Source organism: Roseitalea sp. (assembly GCF_984466335.1).
The window spans coordinates 12,597-30,207 of the sequence record NZ_CFIFWG010000005.1 but is presented as its reverse complement, the minus strand read 5'-3'; the positions used below and the strand labels follow the sequence as shown (position 1 = coordinate 30,207).

The following is a 17,611-nucleotide window of genomic DNA, read 5'->3' as shown; positions in this document are numbered from 1 at the left end:
GCGCGGCATCGACCGCACCGCCTCGGCCAGCGTGCGGCCGTGGCCGATGCCGATCGTCGTCTCCTCGCCCGATTCCAGCCAGCGCCTGAGCCTTGCGCCGCCGGCAAGCCCGAGCGCGCGCAGTGGAAGGCCCGCTTCGTCGAGGTCGGGCGCCACATCGCAGGTGGCAAGACCGAAGCGGGCCGAAAGGGCCTGCTCCAGCGCGATGCATTCGATGATCTCGCCCTCGATGCTGACCTTGACCGCGCCTTCCGCCACGGCCCGGGCGATCAGCCGGTGAGCCTTGACCGACGTGACGCCGATGCGCTTGGCGACTTCGGCCTGCCTCAGTCCCGCGACGTAGTGAAGCCAGGCGGCGCGGATCGCCAGCGAGCGTTCGCCGTTTGCCCAGTCCTTGCTCACGCCCCCTCCACGGCTCGTCGCGCCGCCACCATCTTCATGGCGCGCGGGCGGCTGTCAATCCGGCCGTCCGGCCGCGGTCCGTCAAATCCGCAGCCCGGACGCGCCGCTGTCGATATGCGGCGCCCAGAAGGCAACGCTCTCGGCGATATGGGCGATGACCTGCCGGTCGTCGGGCTCTCGCTCCTTGAACGACAGTTCCAGGCAGATCTCATTGTCGGTCGCGCCGCCCCGCGCCAGCGCCGCCAGCAGCGCTTCGGGCTGCACGCGGCCCTTTGCGTTGTATGCGGCCGTGAACGGCCGGTGCCCGGACTTGTCCGCCATGGATTGCTTGATGTGAATGATCGGGCTGACCTTCGCAACCGCGCGCGCCCAGGCATAGGGGTCGGTGTCGTCGGGATCGGGCGATGTGACGTCGCCATGGTCGATGTCGGCCATCATCCGCATGGGCAGCGCCATGCCGGCCGCCGTGAGCCGTGCTTGCAGCGCCATGCACTCCGAGATTGTCTGCCCGAACTCGCGGCCGATGCTCATCGGCTCCCAGAAAAGATAGCCAAGGCCCGATCCCTTGGCGTGATCGGCAACCTCGGCCCAGCAGTCGATCGCGATCGACATCAGCTCCGCGCGCCGGCGCGGATCGTCGAAGTCGCGGAACGTGAAGATCGCGAACTGCGTGCCGACCGAGTGCGCGCCGAGATCCCCGGCAATGTCGGCGAACGTCTTGAACCAGTCGATATAGTAGCGGCGTACGTCCGGGTCCGGGTGGCCGAAATGGTTGAGGCGCCCGTAGGGGCCGGTCATGCCGCTCGTCACGCGCGCGCCCGTGCGTTCGAGCGCGCGGTCCATCTGCCGGGTCAGGCGCCGGACGAGCGGCGCGGGCCAGCTTGGATTGATGAACTCGTGGGTGAGCTGGATGTCCCTGATCCGGATATCGCGCGCGATCGCGTCGATCAGATCGTCGGGTTCGGCGAAACGGTTCACCAGCGGATTGGTGTTCAGCGAAAGGCGCAGCGCCATCACGCCGCCTCCGCGTGGGCTTCGAACCATTGCGCGAACGCAGCTTGCTGCCTTTCGCTCAGATGCAGCCGGTGCTTGGTGCGCCGCCAAAGAATGTCCTCGGCGGTCTGCGCCCATTCCTTGTCGACCAGATAGGCGACCTCGGCTTGGTAAAGATCGCCGCCGAAGTGACGCCCCAGCTCCTCAAGCGATGTCGCGCCGCCGACAATGCGGCTCATGCGGGTGCCGTAAAGGCGCATATAGTGCTCCCGAAGCCGTGGCGGCATCCATGGATAGTCGGCCTTGACGGTGTTGCCGAACGCTTCGAAATCGGCGCCGTCCATGTCGCCGCCCGGCAGGGGCGCATCCGCCGTCCAGTCCGCTCCCATGGCGGGAAAGAAGCGGCCCAGCCTGTGCAGGCCGCGCTCTGCCAGTTCGCGGAAGGTCGTGATCTTGCCGCCGAACACGTTGAGCAGCGGCGCGCGGTCCGTCTCGTCGAGGTCGAACACGTAATCGCGCGTGACGGCTGACGGGTTGCCCTGCCCGTCATCGAACAGCGGCCGAACGCCGGAAAACGTCGTCTGCACGTCGGCGCGCGTCAACTGCTGCTTGAAATAGCGATTGACCGCATCGATCAGATAGCGCACCTCCGCTTCGTCCGCCTCGACATCCTCGGCGCGTCCGTCATAGGGGATGTCCGTGGTGCCGATCAGCGCCCTGTCGCCCTCATAGGGGTTGACGAAGATCACGCGCTTGTCGTGGTTCTGAACCAGGTAGGCCTGCTCGCCCTTCCAGAACTTCGGCACGATGATGTGGCTGCCCTTGACCAGCCGGACGTTGCGGGCCGAGTTGCCGCCGGCGATGCGGGTGACGATGTCGGTCACCCACGGCCCGGCGGCATTGACGACGGCCCTGGCCTCGAACTGCCGCGTTTGGCCGGTCAGGCCGTGGACGACGGTCACGCGCCATATGCCGTTCCTGCGGCGCGCCGAGGTGCAGGCCGAACGGGTCAGCACGGTGGCGCCGCGCTCGGCCGCATCGAGCGCGTTGAGGACGACAAGGCGGGAATCGTCCACCCAGCAGTCCGAATAGGCAAAGCCCTTCGTGAAGCCGTCGCGGATTGGCGCGCCCTCGGGGTCGCGCAGAAGATCGAGGGTTTTCGTGCCCGGCAGCTTCCTGCGTCCGCCCAGATGATCGTACAGAAAAAGGCCGAGCCGAACGAGCCATGCCGGGCGGTCGCCGGGCGAATGGGGCAGGACGAAGCGCATGGGCCAGATGATGTGCGGGGCGTTGCGCATCAGCACCTCGCGCTCGATCAGCGCCTCGCGGACGAGGCGGAACTCGTAATATTCAAGATATCTCAGCCCGCCATGCACCAGCTTTCCCGAGCGCGACGAGGTGCCCTGGGCAAGATCGTCCTTTTCGCACAAAACCACGCTGAGGCCGCGGCCGGCGGCATCGCGGGCGATGCCGGCGCCGTTGATGCCGCCGCCGATGACAAACAGATCGACCTTGGTGACGTTCGTCATGTGCCTGCTCCCTCGATGGCGCGCAAGCCGCCCCAAACGGGCGCCAGCGCCTGGCGTGCGTCTCGATACGAATCAAAGAGCCGGTCGTAGACCGGCACGAGATCGGCCGCCGGCCGCTCGGCCTCGCCGAGCAGCGGCGTCGTCCATTCCGCAATGCAGGCATCCATGTTCCGGTAGACGCCGAGCGCGACCGCTGCCATCATGGCGCAGCCCGCAGCGCCCGCCTCCTCGCGCAAGGACACGCGCACGGGCGCATCGAGCGCCGCGGCGACGATGCGCCGGAGCGCGGCCGACCTTGCGGCACCGCCGGTCAGGCGCAGTTCGCGCGGCATCGGCCCCATCGCCGCATAGCAATCGCGCGCCGCCATGCCCAGGCCCTCGACGACCGCGCGCAGCAGATCGGGGAAACGGTGCGCCGCCCTGAGGCCGATCAGGCTGGCGCGCGCGCTGGCATCGACGAACGGCCCGCGTTCGCCGGTTTCCGATATATAGGGGTGATAGACCAGCGCGCCGGGCGTCGACCGCGAAAGCCAGTCGTCGATCCGCGCCACCAGATCGGCGTGCGAGGGTGCCGGCGCGAACGCGCCGACCAGATCGCCGGCCAGCGACAGGGCCCAGTCGATGTTCAGCGTGGCCGCCATGTTCGTCTGGACCTGGGTGACGAGACCGGGCACGGGCAGGCAGATCACATATCCGGTGCCCGCCGCGTTCAGATGCACCTTGTCGGAGGTGACCGCGCGCATGTGAACGCCGGTCGAGCCGATGGTGGAGCAGGCCGCGCCCGGATCGCCCGTATGAACGCCCGCGCCGAGCGCCGTCATGACCATGTCGACATAGCCGAGCGACACGGGCGTGCCTTCCAGAAGGCCCGTGTCGGTCGCCGCCCGCCGGCTCAGCGGCCGCGTTTCCATGGCCCCGTCGACGATCTCGGGCAAAAGATGCCGCCGGCCGGCCAGACCCAGCGCGGAAATCACCGTGTCGCTGTAGCGCCGATCCCGGAAGTCGCCGAAGGTGAAGCTGGCCTCGGACGGGTCGGTCGCCCGCACCCCTGTCAGATTGAGAAACAGCCAGTCCTTGCAATGCAGCGCGACCTCGGCCCGGTCGAGCAGTTCTGGAAAGCGCGCCTGCATATGCGCCATCTGCGCGCCCTGCTGGCAGGTGTTGAGGCCGGTCCCGGTCGCCTCGAAGCGGGCACGCTCGGCCTGTTCCGCCGCCAGCCTGGCCACCGTCGGCGCCGCGCGGGCGTCGAGCCAGAGCCAGGCATCGGCGACCGCCCGGTTGCCCGCGCCGACCAGCCATGTTCCGTCACCCTGTCCCGTCACCGCGACGGCCGCCGTGCGCGCGGCCAGCCTGTCGATCTTGCCGGCCAGTGCGCGCAGCGCCGCCGCGCAGTCCGCCCAGGTCCGGTCCGGCGATTGCGTCGCCGAACCGTCGGCGCCCGTGCGGTAGGAATTGGTCACCGAAGCGCTGGCCAATTGCCGCCCGCCCAGGCCGAACGCGACGGCCTTGATGACGCTCGTCCCGGCATCGATACCGATGATCACGTCCGTTGCATCGCTCATTTGGGTCCTCGGGCGCGCCACCTCGACGCAACCAGCCCTCATCATTCGGCTCTCGCCGCGCATATGGGGGCGCCTCGATGATCGATCCGGCTGATCGGACGCCGCCCGCATCGTGACATGGATAGCATGTTTTCTCGCTTAAATGAATTTTTTTGCAGACATCGTAATTTTTTTCACATACGATATGGCAACAGCCCGCCTGTCCCAGGCTTCGTCGAGCGGGTGCCGGAAACGGGAAAGCCGGGCGAGGATGCCCTTGGGAAGGCGTCGACGGGCCGTTGGCGCGCGAGGCCCGCGCTCATCGGATGGCCGGCTTTCGGCATCGACAGCGGCATCGGTCAGGCTTTGCGCCGCATCGCAGCGGAGCTGACCATCAAGGCCAGGCGGCGCGACGAAACGGGAGGAAAGCGCGTTGGCGACATCGGAGGCCATGGCTGTCGTCAGGAAAGGCACGAACCGGCGCAGGGCGATCATCGCGGGCGCGCTGGTCGTCCTCTTTGGCGCCATGGCGCTCGACACCAGGGTCGTGCGGATCGGTTCCAAGGACGATCTGCGCCAGCAGGCGTTCGATCCCGACCGGTTCGGCGGCGAAGAGTTCCCCCGCATTCGCGACTTCGTGCTCGAACGGGCCGGCGACGCGCCGGCGCTTGCGGCCGCGCTGGCCTCCGACAGGGCGGCGGCGATCGAGGCGCACGGCACGATCGCCGGCGCGTTTCCCGTCATGGCCGTCAGCCTGACGGGCACCGTCGGCGAGGGCCGTTCGGGCGTCTTCGGCGTCGCCGTGGACGGCCTGCCGGACGGAACGACAATAAGGGTGCAGACCGGTCCCGCCATCAACGGCACCGAGCTGCGCGACGTGGTCGGCGACATCGAGTTCGGCGCCTTCACCAATCAGATCGAATATCAGGACGCGGGCGCTGGGATCAACCGCGCCATGGCCGCCGAGGTCCTGTCCGGGCTCGACCGCGACGCGCTGCCGGGCCGGACGGTCTCGGTGACCGGCGCCTTCACCATGATCAATCCGAAGAACTGGCTTGTCACGCCCGTTCGGCTTGAGGTGCGGTGATGGCCGTGGGCGCAGCGTCCGACGTTCCCCGGGTGAAGCCCGATGCCGCGGAGGTCGTTCTTGCGGCCCGCAACGTGGCCAAGTCCTTCGGCGCCGTGCATGCCCTCAAGGGCGTCAATTTCGACGTGCATCGCGGCCAGGTGACCACGCTGTTCGGCGAGAACGGCGCGGGAAAATCGACACTGATGAAGATCCTGGCGGGCATTCAGGAGCCGACATCGGGCGAACTCTTGCTGGAGGGCAGGCCCGCGACGATCGGCTCGACCGCCGCGGCGCGGGATCTCGGCATTTCCATCATCCACCAGGAGCTTGCCCTGGCGCCGAACATGAACGTGCGCGACAACATCTTCCTGGGGCGTGAGATCACCGGGCCCGCGGGCGTCGACTACGCCGAGGAGGAGCGCCAGACCCGCGCGCTGATGCGGGAGCTGGAAGAGGACATCGACCCGCTGACGCGCGTCGAGGACCTGCGGCTAGGCCAGCAGCAGCTGGTCGAGATCGCGCGGGCCCTGTCCGTCAATTCGCGCATCCTGATCATGGACGAGCCCACCTCGGCCCTGTCGGCCTCGGAGGTGGCGGTGCTGTTCAAGGTCATCGGCGACCTGAAATCGAAGGGTGTTTCGATCGTCTATATCTCGCACCACCTGGAGGAAGCGCTGACGATCACCGACCATGCGGTCGTGCTGCGCGATGGCGAAATGACGGCATATGCGCCAAGAGCGGAGGTCGATCTGGAATGGATCGTCCGCAACATGGTCGGCGAGAATTTCGACCTGGGCACGCCGCCGGACAGCGGGAAAGGGCAGGAGGCCCTTGTCGTCAGGGGGCTGACGGTCGGCGGAGCCGCCGGGATCACGAACGCGGTCGATCAGCTCGATCTGACCGTGCATGCCGGCGAGATCGTCTGTATCTACGGCCTCATGGGGGCGGGACGCACGGAACTGATGGAGACGGTCGCGGGGCGCCTGTCTCCCATCGCCGGCGAGATCCTGCTCTTTGGCGCCGACATCGGCCATCTTTCGATCGCCGAGCGGATCGAGGCGGGCCTCGTGCTGGTGCCGGAGGATCGCCAGCGCGACGGGCTGGTGCAGACCGCCACGGTCGGCGACAACCTGTCGCTGGCCTCGATCGGACGGTTCACCCGTGGCCTGTTCACCAACCTTCGCGCCGAAATGGACATCATCGAGCGGTCGATCCGGGAGGTGACGGTCAAGACGCAGGGGCCGAACGCGCCGATCGGCTCCCTGTCGGGCGGCAACCAGCAAAAGGTCGTCATCGGCAAGATGCTGGCGACGGACCCCTCGGTGGTGCTGCTCGACGAGCCCTCGCGCGGCATCGACATCGGCGCCAAGGCGGAGGTGTTCCGCATCCTGTCGGACCATGCGCGCGGCGGCAAGGCGGTGCTTTACTCGACCTCGGAGGTCGATGAATGCCTGTCCATCGCGCACAGGATCGTCGTCATGCGTCGCGGTCGCATCGCCGCCGAGTTCACGCACGACACAAGCAGGGAAGCCATCATGGCCGCCTCGGGCGAAAGCCTGGCGGCATGACACGGACGAAGGGAGCCGACATGTCGGACATGGCGCATGCGGGCCTTGGAGGGGCGCAAAGGCGCGGACCGAACCCGTTGCAGCTTTTGATGGAGGGGCGCGCCTTCTTCGCGCTCATCGCCATCATCGCGGTGTTCTCGTTCCTGTCGCCGAACTATTTCACGCTCGCCAACTTTCTCATCATGAGCGCACAGGTCGCCGTGTTCGGGCTGCTGGCGGTGGGCATGCTGCTCGTGATCCTGTCGGGCGGGATCGACCTGTCGGTCGGCTCGACGCTGGCGCTGTGCGGGGTCGTCGCCGGCTTCCTGATGACGGGCGTGGAGCTGACCGGCCTGGGCGTGATCGTCTACATGCCCGTATGGGCCGTCATGGTCTGCACGCTGGCCGTCGGCGCCCTTGTCGGGCTGGTCAACGGCGCGCTCGTCGCCTGGTTCAAGGTGCCCGCCTTCGTTGCGACGCTCGGAACGCTTTATGTCGCGCGGGGCATCGCGCTGCTGATGACCAACGGCCTGACCTACAACAACCTGTCCGGCGATCCGGCGCTGGGCAATACGGGCTTTGAATGGCTCGGCTTCAACCGGCTGTGGGGTGTGCCGATCAGCATCTTCATCCTCGCCGGCGTCGCCATCTGCGTCTATCTTCTTTTGACCCGCACCGCGTTCGGCCGCTGGCTCTATTCGACGGGCGGCAACGCCAATGCCGCCGAACTTTCGGGCGTGCCGGTCCGGGCGGTTTATGTCTGGGTCTACGTGCTGTCGGGCGTCTGCGCCGCCATTGCCGGTCTCGTGCTGAGCTCGCAGCTCACCTCGGCGGGGCCGACCGCGGGCACGACCTACGAACTGACGGCGATCGCCGCCGTTGTCGTCGGCGGCGCCTCGCTGATGGGCGGGCGCGGCACCGTCGGCGGCACGCTGCTGGGCGCGTTCGTGATCGTGTTTCTGGGCGCCGGCCTCGTCATCACCGGCGTGTCGGCCTACTGGCAGACCGTCTTCACCGGGGCCGTCATCGTGCTCGCCGTCATGCTGAACTCCATCCGCTATGGAGGCGGGCGCAGCAGCGCGTGAGGCTGCGGCAAGCCGCCGCCATCCGACCGCACCGGAACAATCAAGGATCACCACAGAGAGGAGACTCACCATGATCAAGCTCACCAAGCGTGCCTTGCTGGCCGCGGCGGCCACCTTGCCGCTGATGGCCGGTCCCGCCCGGGCGGAAGGCTTCATTTCCATCATCGTCAACGACCCGGCGAACCCCTATTGGTTCACCGAGGGCGAGGTCGCCAAAGCCACCGCCGAGGGGCTGGGCTACACGGCGACGGTGTCCGCCCACAGGGGCGACACCAACGTCGAATCCAACCTCGTTGACGCGGCGATCACCAATGGCGCCAAGGCCATCATCCTCGACCCGGCCAATGCCGACGGCTCCGTCGGCGTGGTGCGCAAGGCGACCGATGCGGGCATCCCGGTGTTCCTGGTCAATGCCGAGATCAACGAGAGCGGCATCGCCATCGGCCAGCTCGTGTCCAACAATGCCCAGGGCGCGGCGCTTGGCGCGGTGGCCTGGCAGCAGATCGTCGGCGACGAGGCCAGATATGTCGAACTGGTCGGCAACCCCGCCGACAACAATGCAGCGACACGCTCCAACGGCTACAACACCGTGCTCAGCCAGTATCCGGGCCTGGTCAAGGTCGCCGAGGAAGTCGCCAACTGGGACCGGACCCAGGGCTACAACAAGATGCAGTCGATCATGCAGGCCAACCCCGACATCGACGCCCTGATCTCGGGCAATGACGAAATGGCGCTGGGCGCGATCGCCGCGCTGAAGGAAGCGGGCCGCCTTGACGGCTTCATCGTCGGCGGGTTCGACGGCTCGCCCGACGCCGTCGAGGCGATCAAGGCCCAAGAGATGGCCTACACCGTGCTCCAGCCGGTGGCGGTCTTCTCGCGCGAGGCCGTCATTCAGGCCGACCATTACATCAGGAACGGCGAGCCAATGGTCGATCAGGAAAAGCAGCTCTTCGACTGCCTGCTGATCACACCGGACAATGTCGACCGCTACACCGCCCCGTTCACGCTCTCCCAATAGGGCATGCGGCCAGCCGCTTTTGGAGGGCGCCCCCCAAGAGGGGCGCCTTTCGTTTTTCCGGCACAACCATTGCTGTCGGAATCGTCCCGGCGCCACAGACCCAAGCCTGCCTTGCTCTACCGATACATCCAATACAGAACAATAAAGACAAGGAAAAACAAAACCGTGACCAAAGACAGGGCCCAGGCAGCTTGATATTTATATGTCCTGGATTTCCTTATATAGCTCAACTCTTCCGCGCTTTCCTCCAAATTCGACCAGCGCAACCATATTACGCCTTGAAGAAAAATGCATGTCACGATTAAATTCAGAAATACGACAAACAATCCGTAGACGGCCGGACCTTCAATTTCATCAAACATAAATGCGATAACTGCTAGAAATATGGAATTATAAGAAAGGAGTGCCGATGCCTTCCCATCAAGTATGTTGAGAAGGGCATATTGGTTGTTTATGTCATCGCTGACATTTTCCAGTGTGGACATGTTCATCTCCCAATTAATTCCAGAGTTCAATCTATTGCACCGGTAAAAATGATCCACTGCCAAATCATACATATGTACGATCACGTCACACCCGCCGTCACCGGGCAAACGAGGCGCCGCCGAACGGGACGCAACGTCATCCGGCGAGGCTGCTCCCGTCGTCTCCGATCCTTCCCGCCGGCGCCGATGGCCGCATGCGATTGACCTTGCGGGGCGCCCTCGCCTAGAGCCTTCCGGGAAAACCGCACCGGCCGGCCGCTGCTCGCCGCATCGCCCCGGCCACCCCGCAATCGAAGGATGCATCATGCCCGGTCCCGATATCGCCGCCCTTGAACAGACCATCGAAGCCGCCTTCGACGATCGCGACCGGATATCGACCGAAACGCGCGGCGAAGTGCGCGAGGCGGTCGAGGAGGCGCTGAACCTGCTCGACACGGGCAAGGCGCGCGTCGCCTCGCGCGGCGGGGACGGCGCCTGGACCGTGCATCAATGGCTGAAGAAGGCCGTGCTCCTGTCGTTCCGGCTCAACCCGATGCGGATCGTCAAGGGCGGGCCGGGCGATGCGACCTGGTGGGACAAGGTGCCCTCCAAGTTCGAGGGCTGGTCGGCGGCCGAGTTCGAGCGCGCCGGGTTCCGCGCCGTGCCCAACTGCACGGTGCGCCGCTCGGCCTTTGTCGCCAGGAACGCCGTCCTGATGCCCTGTTTTATCAATCTGGGCGCCTATGTGGACGAGGGCACGATGGTCGACAGTTGGGCGACGGTGGGCAGTTGCGCGCAGATCGGCAAGGATGTGCACCTTTCGGGCGGCGTCGGGATCGGCGGCGTCCTGGAGCCGATGCAGGCCGGCCCGACCATCATCGAGGACAATTGCTTCATCGGCGCGCGTTCGGAGGTGGTCGAGGGCTGCATCGTGCGCCAGGGCTCGGTGCTGGGCATGGGCGTGTTCATCGGCAAGTCGACGAAGATCGTGAACCGCGCCACCGGCGATATCACCTATGGCGAGGTGCCGCCCTATTCGGTGGTCGTCGCCGGCGCGATGCCGGGCAGGCCGTTCCCCGATGGCACGCCGGGTCCGAGCCTTTACTGCGCCGTCATCGTCAAGACCGTCGACGAGCGGACCCGCTCGAAGACCGGCATCAACGAATTGCTGCGAGACTGAGGGGCCATGACCGCCGCCCCCGCCCATCCGCTCACCATAAAATGGGTCCTGTTCGGCTTCAGGGGCCGGATCGGGCGCAAGAGCTTCTGGCTCGGCGCGCTCGGCATGCTCCTGATCCAGGGCGCGGTCATCGCCCAGATCATCGGCGCGCCCGAGGACAGCGGCGAACGGGCGCTGTGGGGCGCGGCGCTGTTCGTCGTCTGGATGGTTTCGGCCTGGGTCCTGGTGGCGCTCGCCGTCAAGCGCCTGCACGATATCGGCCTGCCTGCGATCCTGGCCGCGCTGCTGCTGATCCAGCCGATCTCCTACATCGCGTTCCTGGTCCTGGCCTTCTGGCCCTCGACGCAGGAAACCAACCGGCACGGCCCGCCGCCCTTTCCGCGCGGCGGACCGAAGGGCTGATCGGTCCGCTCAGCTCAGATCCATCACGATCCGGCCCTCGATCGCGCCGGCGCGCATCCTGTCGAAGATGGCGTTGATGTTGTCGAGCCTGTCCCAGGCGAAACTGGCGGCGACCTGACCGTTTTCGGCAAAGCCCAGCGCCTCGGTGAGGTCGTTGCGCGTGCCGACGACGGAACCGCGGATGGTCAGCCGCTTGAGCACCACCTCGAAGATCGGCAACGGAAACGTGCCCGGCGGCAGGCCGACGAGCGACATGTTGCCGTGACGCCGCAGCATGCCGACGGCCTGATTGAAGGCGGTCGTCGACACCGCCGTGATCAGCGCGCCGTGGACGCCGCCCAGTTCCTTTGCGATCCTGGCGGCGGGATCGGTTGTGCCGGCGTTGATCGTTTCGTCGGCGCCCAGGCGTTTGGCCAGCGCCAGCTTGTCGTCGGCGATGTCGACGGCGACGACGCGCATGCCCATCGCCTTGGCATATTGCACGGCCATGTGGCCGAGGCCGCCAATGCCCGAGATCGCCACCCACTGGCCGGGCTTGACCTCGGTCTCCTTGAGACCCTTGTAGACGGTCACGCCCGCGCACAGGACGGGCGCCGCCGGGCCGAATTCCACATTGTCGGGCAGATGGCCGACATAGTCGGGGTCGGCCAGCACATAGTCGGCAAAGCCGCCATTGACCGAATAGCCGGTATTGCGCTGGCTCTCGCACAAGGTTTCCCAGCCGCCCACGCAATGCGCGCAATGGCTGCATGCCGAATAGAGCCACGGAATGCCGACCCTGTCGCCCTCCTTGACGCCCTCGACCCCGGTCCCGACGCCGGCGACGAAACCGACGCCTTCATGGCCGGGAATGAAGGGCGGCACGGGCTTGATCGGCCAGTCGCCCTCGGCGGCGTGCAGGTCGGTGTGGCAAACGCCGGAGGCGTGGACACGGACCAGAATCTCGCCGGGGCCGGGGTCCGGCCGGTCGACCTCGCGAATGTCCAGCGGCTTTCCCAGCTCGGTGACGACGGCGGCGCGCATCGTGGATTGCATTTTCTCCTCCTTTTCTTTTATAGGTTGCGTTGCCGTGATTGCTCGTGTCAAGAAAACTCGATCCGCCACGGCGCGATCGCGCATGCGCAGGTGACTCGGGCCGGCCTATTGGCTAGTGTCCCTGATCTGAAGCTCGCTTCGTTACGCAGCATGCTCCGTACGCACTTCAGATTCGATCAGGACACTAGCAGGTCTTTGATTCTGGTGTGGTTTACGGATTTGCAGTTCGTTCAGAAGCGTGCCGCGAACACTGTAACGAACTTCAAATCCACCACACTAGGTCACCCACGGGCCATGCGGGAATGACCTAAGCGACCATGACGAGTTTACCGACCGATCCGTCCGACAACCTGGCGCGCCTGATCCGCTGTGCGTCCGTGACGCCCGCCGATGCCGGCGCGCTGAGCGTGCTCGAAGGGCTGCTCGCGCCGATGGGCTTTGCCGGCGAACGACCCGCCTTCGCCCAGGCCGGCACCGCCGACATCGAGAACCTTTATGCGCGACGGGGCGGTGAAGGCCCGCACCTGATGTTCGCCGGACACACGGACGTCGTGCCGCCGGGCGATGTCGACGCCTGGAGCCACGACCCGTTCGGCGCCAAGATTGCAGACGGCCGCCTGTTCGGGCGCGGGGCGGTCGACATGAAGGGCGGGATCGCCTGTTTCGTCGCCGCGCTCGCCCGGCTTGTCGAAAAGGGCGAGGCGCCTTCGGGATCGGTCTCGCTGCTGATCACGGGCGATGAGGAGGGGCCGGCGATCAACGGCACTGTCAAGCTGCTCGATTGGGCGGCCGCGCGCGGCGAGACGTGGGACGGGTGCCTTCTCGGCGAGCCGACCAATCCGGACGCGATCGGCGACATGATCAAGATCGGCCGGCGCGGATCGCTGTCGGGCACGGTGACGGTGACCGGCACGCAGGGCCACGTGGCCTATCCCCACCTGGCCGACAATCCCCTGCGCGGCGTTCTGGCGCTCGGCGCGGCGCTGGTCGCGCCGGCGCTGGACGAGGGCACACAGGACTTCCAGCCCTCCAATCTCGAAATCACGACGATCGATACGGGCAACCGGGCGGCGAACGTCATTCCGGCGCGCGCGACCATGGGCTTCAACATCCGGTTCAACGACCGCTGGACCGAACCGAGCCTGAAAGCGGCGATCACCGATCGCCTTTCGAAGGCGGCCACGGATGCGACGGTGCGCCACGCGCTCGACTGGGCGGCGCCGGTCAGCCCGGTCTTCCTGACCCGCAACGACGCCCTGACCGGCGCGCTTGCCGCAAGCATTGCATCCGTGACCGGGCGCCAACCGGTCCTTTCGACGTCCGGCGGCACCTCGGATGCGCGCTTCATCAAGAATTATTGCCCCGTGGTCGAATTCGGCCTCGTCGGCAAGACGATGCACATGGTCGACGAACATGTGCCGCTCGCCCACCTTGAGATGCTGACCGCCATCTATGCCGATTTCATCGCCCGCTGGTTCGCGCAGCAGGGCGCCCGATGATCAATCTCGATTATGCCTTCCATCATCTGGAAAGCGTCATCGGCGTCATAGCGGGCCGGCCGGGCGCGCTCGAACGCATGGACATCTCGTCGGACGGCTTCTGGCGCTCCTTCTCGGCCATCATCGTCGCGCTGCCTGCGCTTTTCTTCGGCTGGGTGATCGGCGCCGTCACCGCCCTGGCCGATACGCCATCGGGAAGCCTCGCTTCGCTGATCGCCCGGGATGCGGTGCTGGAATCGGTTGCCTGGTTCCTGCCGATCGCGGTCTTCGCCGTGATCGTAAAGCCGCTGGGCTTTGGCGCGCGCTTTGCGCATCTGATCGTCGTGCGCAACTGGTCCAACGCCCTGTTCAGCTACGTGCTCGCGCTCTATTTTATCGCGCTCATGGTCCTGCCCGCATCCGGCACGCCGATTCTGTTGGCCGGGATCGTCCTGATCGTTGGGGTGCTGTTTGCCGCGGTCCGGCTCGTGCGGGCAGCCCTTGCTTGTTCGCGGCGTGTTGCCATTGCCTTCGTGGGCGGCGAGCTGGCAATGGGCATTGCCCTGATCGCCGTCTACGCCAGCGCTGCGTCCGCGGTGTCCGGCGGTTTCTTGTAAGCTCCGTGATGCGGGCGCTCCCATGGGGACCGGTGAGCCACACGGCCCGACCGGTCTAAAGACAAACCGCTCTAGACACAGGGCCGCATCTGACCTTGGGAATACTTCATAGCAAAACTCTTGCAATCCCGGAGCCATCCACACAAGATATTGCGCTTTTGCCGCCTCCTCGGCGATAGAGACGGGATGAGTCGCCCCTTTCTTGACAATCGAAGCGCCCGCCGGCTGTTTCTCGACCGGCATCTCTTGCTGCGCCCGGGCTCGGGGTCCGGCCGGGGCGAGGACCTGGACCGCGTGCTTGACGCACTCGGCTTCGTCCAGGTCGACAGCGTCAACACGCTCGCCCGCGCGCATGATCTGATCCTGTGGTCGCGTCGTGGGCGATATCGTCCCAAGGCGCTTGAGAACCTTGTCGCGCGACGAAGGTCCGCGTTCGAGCACTGGACGCATGACGCAGCCGTGATCCCGATGGCGTTCTATCCGATGTGGCGCTTGAAATTCAGGCGCGACGAAGCGCGCATGCGGGCGCGCTGGCCCGCCGCACGTCGGGCTGGTTGGGAGGCGGAAATCGAACAGGTGCTGCGTCACATCGCGGACCATGGCCCGGCCTGCTCGCTCGATGTCGGCGGCGAGGAGGCAAAGGGCTCGTCGGGCTGGTGGGATTGGCATCCCTCCAAGACGGCGCTTGAGTTCCTGTGGCGGTCCGGCCGACTGGCGATCTGTCATCGCCGGGGCTTCAGGAAGTTCTACGACCTTGCCGAGAACGTGATTCCAGTGGAGCACCGAAACCGGCGTCGTGATGACGACGCGATCGTCGACTGGGCGATGTCGCAGGCGCTGCGACGCCTCGGATTTGGTACGAGCGGCGAGCTGGCGGCGTTCTTCGAGATCATAACGCGCGACGAGGCGAAAGCCTGGTGTGCGAGGGCGCTGTCCGAGGGCCGCCTCATCGAGGCGGATATCGGGATGGCCGACGGGTCGCGCCGGCGCAGCTTCACCACCAAGGCCACTCTCGACGAAGTGGCGTCGCTGTCGGAGTCGACAGGGCGCGTCCGCCTCCTGTCACCGTTCGATCCCGCCTTGCGCGATCGGGACCGGGCCGAGCGCCTGTTCGGCTTCCACTATCGGATCGAGATCTTCGTGCCGGAAGCGAAGCGGCGATACGGCTACTATGTCTTTCCGGTCATGCAGGGCGACCGGCTGATCGGCCGCATCGACGCCAGGCGGATCGATGGCGTGCTCCTCGTCCAGGCCTTCTGGCCGGAAGCCGGGGTGCGAATGGGAAAGGCCCGCACCGTCGCTCTCACATCGGAACTCGACCGGGTCAGGCTGCTCGCGGAGACCGAAACCGTCGTATTCGCCGAGGGGTGGATGCGCGGGTGACACCATTTCTCATGATCCCCGGTTCACGCGCAATGCTCCAACTCTTTGATTGTGAGCATGTTCTTATCCGAAAACCGCATACACTTTTCGGGAGCATACGCCAGAGGCTGTCCCTGAACGCCAGGCCGGCCAGCGCCGAACCAGTCTCGCAACGATCGCAAGCGGTCTTGAGACGCCATGACGCGCAACGCCGCGCCGGCTGTGATCGAGGCGGGCCCCTTTGAGCGCTTTCGAAGAGGCTTCCCGGCACTGAAGCGGAAGACCTATCTGTCGGTATGCGACAAGATGATCCCGCATGACCGTGTGAGGGCGGCCGTCGATCGTTTCCCCGACCACCTGGCGGAGGCTTCGGCGATGCGGGCGGTCACGGTTTTCGTCGGACGCGGCGATCGCGCCCTTGTCGAAACGTCTTGAGCAAACACGGGTGATCCATAAGATCAGCTACGGACAATTGCGATTTGCGGTGCGCGCCTACAACGTCATGCACGATATCGGACATATGATCGATGTGATGGCAGAGGCGCTCAAGGGCCTTTACCGTTGAGCCCTGCGTCTCGATCATGACTTACCGAAGCCCTATCTCGCCGGGCCTCTCCTGGTACGAGGCGTCGGCCGGCGCCCGGCCGGCCTATGCGCCGCTCTCCGGCGATGCGGCGGCCGATGTGTGCATCGTGGGCGGCGGCTTCACCGGCCTTGCGGCGGCGGCCGAGGCGGCACGGCTGGGCGCGTCGGTGGTGCTGGTCGACGCGGCGCGGTTCGGGGACGGCGCATCGGGGCGCAATGGCGGGCAGCTCAACACGGGGCAGCGTTCGTCGCCGGACACGCACGAGAAGACGCTGGGCTACGATCGCGCCAGGGCGCTGTTCGATCTCGCCGAGGAAGCCAAGCGGCACCTTCTGTCGTTCGCCCGAAACAACGATATCGACATCGATTACACGCCGGGCCATGTCTCGGTCGCCCACAAGGGGCGCCATGTCGATGCCTACCGCGCCTATCCGGAAACGATGGCAGAACGCTTCGGCTACCCGCATCTGCGGTTTCTCGACCGGGCCGAAACGGCGGCGATGCTGGGGTCGGAGCGCTATTTCGGCGGCGTTCACGACTGCGGAACCGGGCATATACAGCCGTTGAAGCTGGTCGTGGGGACCGCGAAGGTCGCCGCCGCGCGCGGCGCCCGTCTGCACGAGAACACGAAGGTCACCGGCATCACGTCCCAGGGCCCCAAGGTGCGCCTGGCGACGCCGGCGGGCACGGTGACGGCGGCCCGCGTCCTCGTCGCCGTCAACGCCCATGGGGATGAAGCGCTCGAACCGGTCATGGCGCGCCATGTGATGCCGATCCGCTCCTTCATCGGCGCGACCGCGCCGCTCGAAGGGGCGGCGGACGAGACGATCCTTCCGGGGCGCCAAAGCGTGGACGACAGCCGGTTCGTCGTGCGTTATTTTCGGCGCCTGCGGGACGGGCGGCTGCTGTTCGGCGGGCGCGAGGCCTATGGCGGCGAAACGCCGGCCGACATCGAGGCGGGCGTGCGCCGGCAGATGATCGAGGTCTATCCCGCCCTGCGCCATGTCCCGATCACCCATGCCTGGGGCGGGTCGGTCGGAATCACGCTGCCGCGCGAGCCGTTCGTGCGGCAGGTCATGCCGGGCGTCACGGCGGTGGGCGGTTATTCGGGCCATGGCGTCATGCTGGCCAATTTCACCGGCAAATTGTGGGCCGAGGCGGTGGCCGGCAACCGCGACCGGCTGGATCTGTTCAGGGGTCTCGATATCCCACCCTTTCCCGGTGGGCGGCGATTCCGCGGGCCGATGCTGACGCTGGCCTTGAGCTGGTACGCGATGCTGGACCGGTTGTGAGCAAACGCCCTC

General features: G+C 66.3%; 18 protein-coding genes. 11 read left to right on the top strand and 7 right to left on the bottom strand.

Annotation, left to right across the window (positions count from 1 at the left end; translation table 11 throughout):
- The 5 genes from AC5E6L_RS01190 to AC5E6L_RS01170 form a co-directional block, all read right to left on the bottom strand.
- The coding region (locus AC5E6L_RS01190) for a sugar-binding domain-containing protein (protein ID WP_491770690.1) at window positions 1-402 on the bottom strand (402 nt) is incomplete at its 3' end.
- Between the two features lie 81 nt (window positions 403-483).
- Entirely contained in the window at window positions 484-1,416 is a 933-nt protein-coding gene (locus tag AC5E6L_RS01185) for a sugar phosphate isomerase/epimerase family protein (RefSeq protein ID WP_491228482.1), read from the bottom strand.
- Complete coding sequence (locus AC5E6L_RS01180; protein WP_491770687.1) at window positions 1,416-2,924, bottom strand: glycerol-3-phosphate dehydrogenase; 1,509 nt, start codon at window positions 2,922-2,924, stop codon at window positions 1,416-1,418. Before AC5E6L_RS01180 ends, AC5E6L_RS01185 begins: the two co-directional genes overlap by 1 nt.
- Complete coding sequence (locus AC5E6L_RS01175; RefSeq protein ID WP_491770685.1) at window positions 2,921-4,486, bottom strand: FGGY family carbohydrate kinase; 1,566 nt, start codon at window positions 4,484-4,486, stop codon at window positions 2,921-2,923. Before AC5E6L_RS01175 ends, AC5E6L_RS01180 begins: the two co-directional genes overlap by 4 nt.
- 138 nt (window positions 4,487-4,624) lie before the next feature.
- The gene (locus AC5E6L_RS01170; protein ID WP_491770683.1) at window positions 4,625-4,918 is read right to left on the bottom strand and encodes a hypothetical protein; all 294 of its coding nucleotides are present in this window, start codon (window positions 4,916-4,918) and stop codon (window positions 4,625-4,627) included.
- Here AC5E6L_RS01170 and AC5E6L_RS01165 point away from each other — a divergent pair.
- The 4 genes from AC5E6L_RS01165 to AC5E6L_RS01150 all read left to right on the top strand — a co-directional run bounded on the left by AC5E6L_RS01165 (window position 4,917) and on the right by AC5E6L_RS01150 (window position 9,184).
- Window positions 4,917-5,552, top strand: a complete 636-nt coding sequence (locus tag AC5E6L_RS01165; protein WP_491770681.1) for a DUF2291 family protein — start codon at window positions 4,917-4,919, stop codon at window positions 5,550-5,552. The genes AC5E6L_RS01170 and AC5E6L_RS01165 overlap by 2 nt on opposite strands.
- On the top strand, window positions 5,552-7,102 hold the full coding sequence (locus tag AC5E6L_RS01160) for a sugar ABC transporter ATP-binding protein (protein WP_491770679.1): 1,551 nt from the start codon (window positions 5,552-5,554) through the stop codon (window positions 7,100-7,102). Before AC5E6L_RS01165 ends, AC5E6L_RS01160 begins: the two co-directional genes overlap by 1 nt.
- A 29-nt stretch (window positions 7,103-7,131) precedes the next feature.
- Window positions 7,132-8,166, top strand: a complete 1,035-nt coding sequence (locus AC5E6L_RS01155; protein ID WP_491228488.1) for an ABC transporter permease — start codon at window positions 7,132-7,134, stop codon at window positions 8,164-8,166.
- Between the two features lie 70 nt (window positions 8,167-8,236).
- Window positions 8,237-9,184, top strand: coding sequence for a D-ribose ABC transporter substrate-binding protein (locus tag AC5E6L_RS01150; RefSeq protein WP_491228476.1), 948 nt, complete (start codon window positions 8,237-8,239; stop codon window positions 9,182-9,184).
- Between the two features lie 116 nt (window positions 9,185-9,300).
- Here the strand turns inward: AC5E6L_RS01150 and AC5E6L_RS01145 are convergent, their stop codons facing one another.
- Window positions 9,301-9,975 carry a hypothetical protein gene (locus AC5E6L_RS01145; protein WP_491228475.1) on the bottom strand — a complete coding sequence of 225 codons (675 nt, stop codon included), beginning with the start codon at window positions 9,973-9,975 and terminating at the stop codon, window positions 9,301-9,303.
- Between AC5E6L_RS01145 and dapD the strand changes: the two genes are divergently transcribed.
- Window positions 9,974-10,828: a 2,3,4,5-tetrahydropyridine-2,6-dicarboxylate N-succinyltransferase gene (gene dapD, locus AC5E6L_RS01140; protein WP_491770676.1), complete on the top strand. Its 855-nt coding sequence runs from the start codon at window positions 9,974-9,976 to the stop codon at window positions 10,826-10,828. The genes AC5E6L_RS01145 and dapD overlap by 2 nt on opposite strands.
- A 6-nt stretch (window positions 10,829-10,834) precedes the next feature.
- Complete coding sequence (locus tag AC5E6L_RS01135) at window positions 10,835-11,230, top strand: DUF805 domain-containing protein (protein ID WP_491770674.1); 396 nt, start codon at window positions 10,835-10,837, stop codon at window positions 11,228-11,230.
- A 9-nt stretch (window positions 11,231-11,239) separates the two neighbouring features.
- On the opposite strand, the gene adhP is transcribed toward AC5E6L_RS01135, so the two are convergent.
- The gene (adhP, locus tag AC5E6L_RS01130) at window positions 11,240-12,265 is read right to left on the bottom strand and encodes an alcohol dehydrogenase AdhP (RefSeq protein WP_491228472.1); all 1,026 of its coding nucleotides are present in this window, start codon (window positions 12,263-12,265) and stop codon (window positions 11,240-11,242) included.
- Between the two features lie 317 nt (window positions 12,266-12,582).
- On the opposite strand from adhP, the gene dapE reads away from it, so the two are divergent.
- The 5 genes from dapE (at window position 12,583) to AC5E6L_RS01105 (ending at window position 17,599) form a co-directional block, all read left to right on the top strand.
- Window positions 12,583-13,764, top strand: coding sequence for a succinyl-diaminopimelate desuccinylase (dapE, locus tag AC5E6L_RS01125; RefSeq protein WP_491770672.1), 1,182 nt, complete (start codon window positions 12,583-12,585; stop codon window positions 13,762-13,764).
- The gene (locus tag AC5E6L_RS01120) at window positions 13,761-14,360 is read left to right on the top strand and encodes a hypothetical protein (protein ID WP_491228470.1); all 600 of its coding nucleotides are present in this window, start codon (window positions 13,761-13,763) and stop codon (window positions 14,358-14,360) included. Before dapE ends, AC5E6L_RS01120 begins: the two co-directional genes overlap by 4 nt.
- 186 nt (window positions 14,361-14,546) lie before the next feature.
- The gene (locus tag AC5E6L_RS01115; protein ID WP_491770670.1) at window positions 14,547-15,743 is read left to right on the top strand and encodes a winged helix-turn-helix domain-containing protein; all 1,197 of its coding nucleotides are present in this window, start codon (window positions 14,547-14,549) and stop codon (window positions 15,741-15,743) included.
- Window positions 15,744-15,920: 177 nt separating this feature from the next.
- Window positions 15,921-16,157 (top strand): hypothetical protein, encoded by a 237-nt coding sequence (locus AC5E6L_RS01110; protein WP_491230825.1) that lies wholly within the window; start codon window positions 15,921-15,923, stop codon window positions 16,155-16,157.
- A gap of 146 nt (window positions 16,158-16,303) precedes the next feature.
- Complete coding sequence (locus AC5E6L_RS01105; RefSeq protein ID WP_491230824.1) at window positions 16,304-17,599, top strand: NAD(P)/FAD-dependent oxidoreductase; 1,296 nt, start codon at window positions 16,304-16,306, stop codon at window positions 17,597-17,599.
- Window positions 17,600-17,611: the final 12 nt, after the last annotated feature.

What these genes read in the sequence shown, in the direction of transcription:
- AC5E6L_RS01145 (WP_491228475.1), bottom strand. Translation starts at nt 9,975, where the DNA reads ATGATGCATCCTTCGATTGCGGGGTGGCCGGGGCGATGCGGCGAGCAG.
- AC5E6L_RS01120 (WP_491228470.1), top strand. Translation starts at nt 13,761, where the DNA reads ATGATCAATCTCGATTATGCCTTCCATCATCTGGAAAGCGTCATCGGC.
- AC5E6L_RS01185 (WP_491228482.1), bottom strand. Translation starts at nt 1,416, where the DNA reads ATGGCGCTGCGCCTTTCGCTGAACACCAATCCGCTGGTGAACCGTTTC.
- AC5E6L_RS01170 (WP_491770683.1), bottom strand. Translation starts at nt 4,918, where the DNA reads ATGGCCTCCGATGTCGCCAACGCGCTTTCCTCCCGTTTCGTCGCGCCG.
- AC5E6L_RS01175 (WP_491770685.1), bottom strand. Translation starts at nt 4,486, where the DNA reads ATGAGCGATGCAACGGACGTGATCATCGGTATCGATGCCGGGACGAGC.
- AC5E6L_RS01135 (WP_491770674.1), top strand. Translation starts at nt 10,835, where the DNA reads ATGACCGCCGCCCCCGCCCATCCGCTCACCATAAAATGGGTCCTGTTC.
- AC5E6L_RS01165 (WP_491770681.1), top strand. Translation starts at nt 4,917, where the DNA reads ATGGCTGTCGTCAGGAAAGGCACGAACCGGCGCAGGGCGATCATCGCG.
- dapE (WP_491770672.1), top strand. Translation starts at nt 12,583, where the DNA reads ATGACGAGTTTACCGACCGATCCGTCCGACAACCTGGCGCGCCTGATC.
- AC5E6L_RS01105 (WP_491230824.1), top strand. Translation starts at nt 16,304, where the DNA reads ATGACTTACCGAAGCCCTATCTCGCCGGGCCTCTCCTGGTACGAGGCG.
- AC5E6L_RS01110 (WP_491230825.1), top strand. Translation starts at nt 15,921, where the DNA reads ATGACGCGCAACGCCGCGCCGGCTGTGATCGAGGCGGGCCCCTTTGAG.
- AC5E6L_RS01150 (WP_491228476.1), top strand. Translation starts at nt 8,237, where the DNA reads ATGATCAAGCTCACCAAGCGTGCCTTGCTGGCCGCGGCGGCCACCTTG.
- AC5E6L_RS01155 (WP_491228488.1), top strand. Translation starts at nt 7,132, where the DNA reads ATGGCGCATGCGGGCCTTGGAGGGGCGCAAAGGCGCGGACCGAACCCG.
- dapD (WP_491770676.1), top strand. Translation starts at nt 9,974, where the DNA reads ATGCCCGGTCCCGATATCGCCGCCCTTGAACAGACCATCGAAGCCGCC.
- AC5E6L_RS01180 (WP_491770687.1), bottom strand. Translation starts at nt 2,924, where the DNA reads ATGACGAACGTCACCAAGGTCGATCTGTTTGTCATCGGCGGCGGCATC.
- AC5E6L_RS01115 (WP_491770670.1), top strand. Translation starts at nt 14,547, where the DNA reads ATGAGTCGCCCCTTTCTTGACAATCGAAGCGCCCGCCGGCTGTTTCTC.
- adhP (WP_491228472.1), bottom strand. Translation starts at nt 12,265, where the DNA reads ATGCAATCCACGATGCGCGCCGCCGTCGTCACCGAGCTGGGAAAGCCG.
- AC5E6L_RS01160 (WP_491770679.1), top strand. Translation starts at nt 5,552, where the DNA reads ATGGCCGTGGGCGCAGCGTCCGACGTTCCCCGGGTGAAGCCCGATGCC.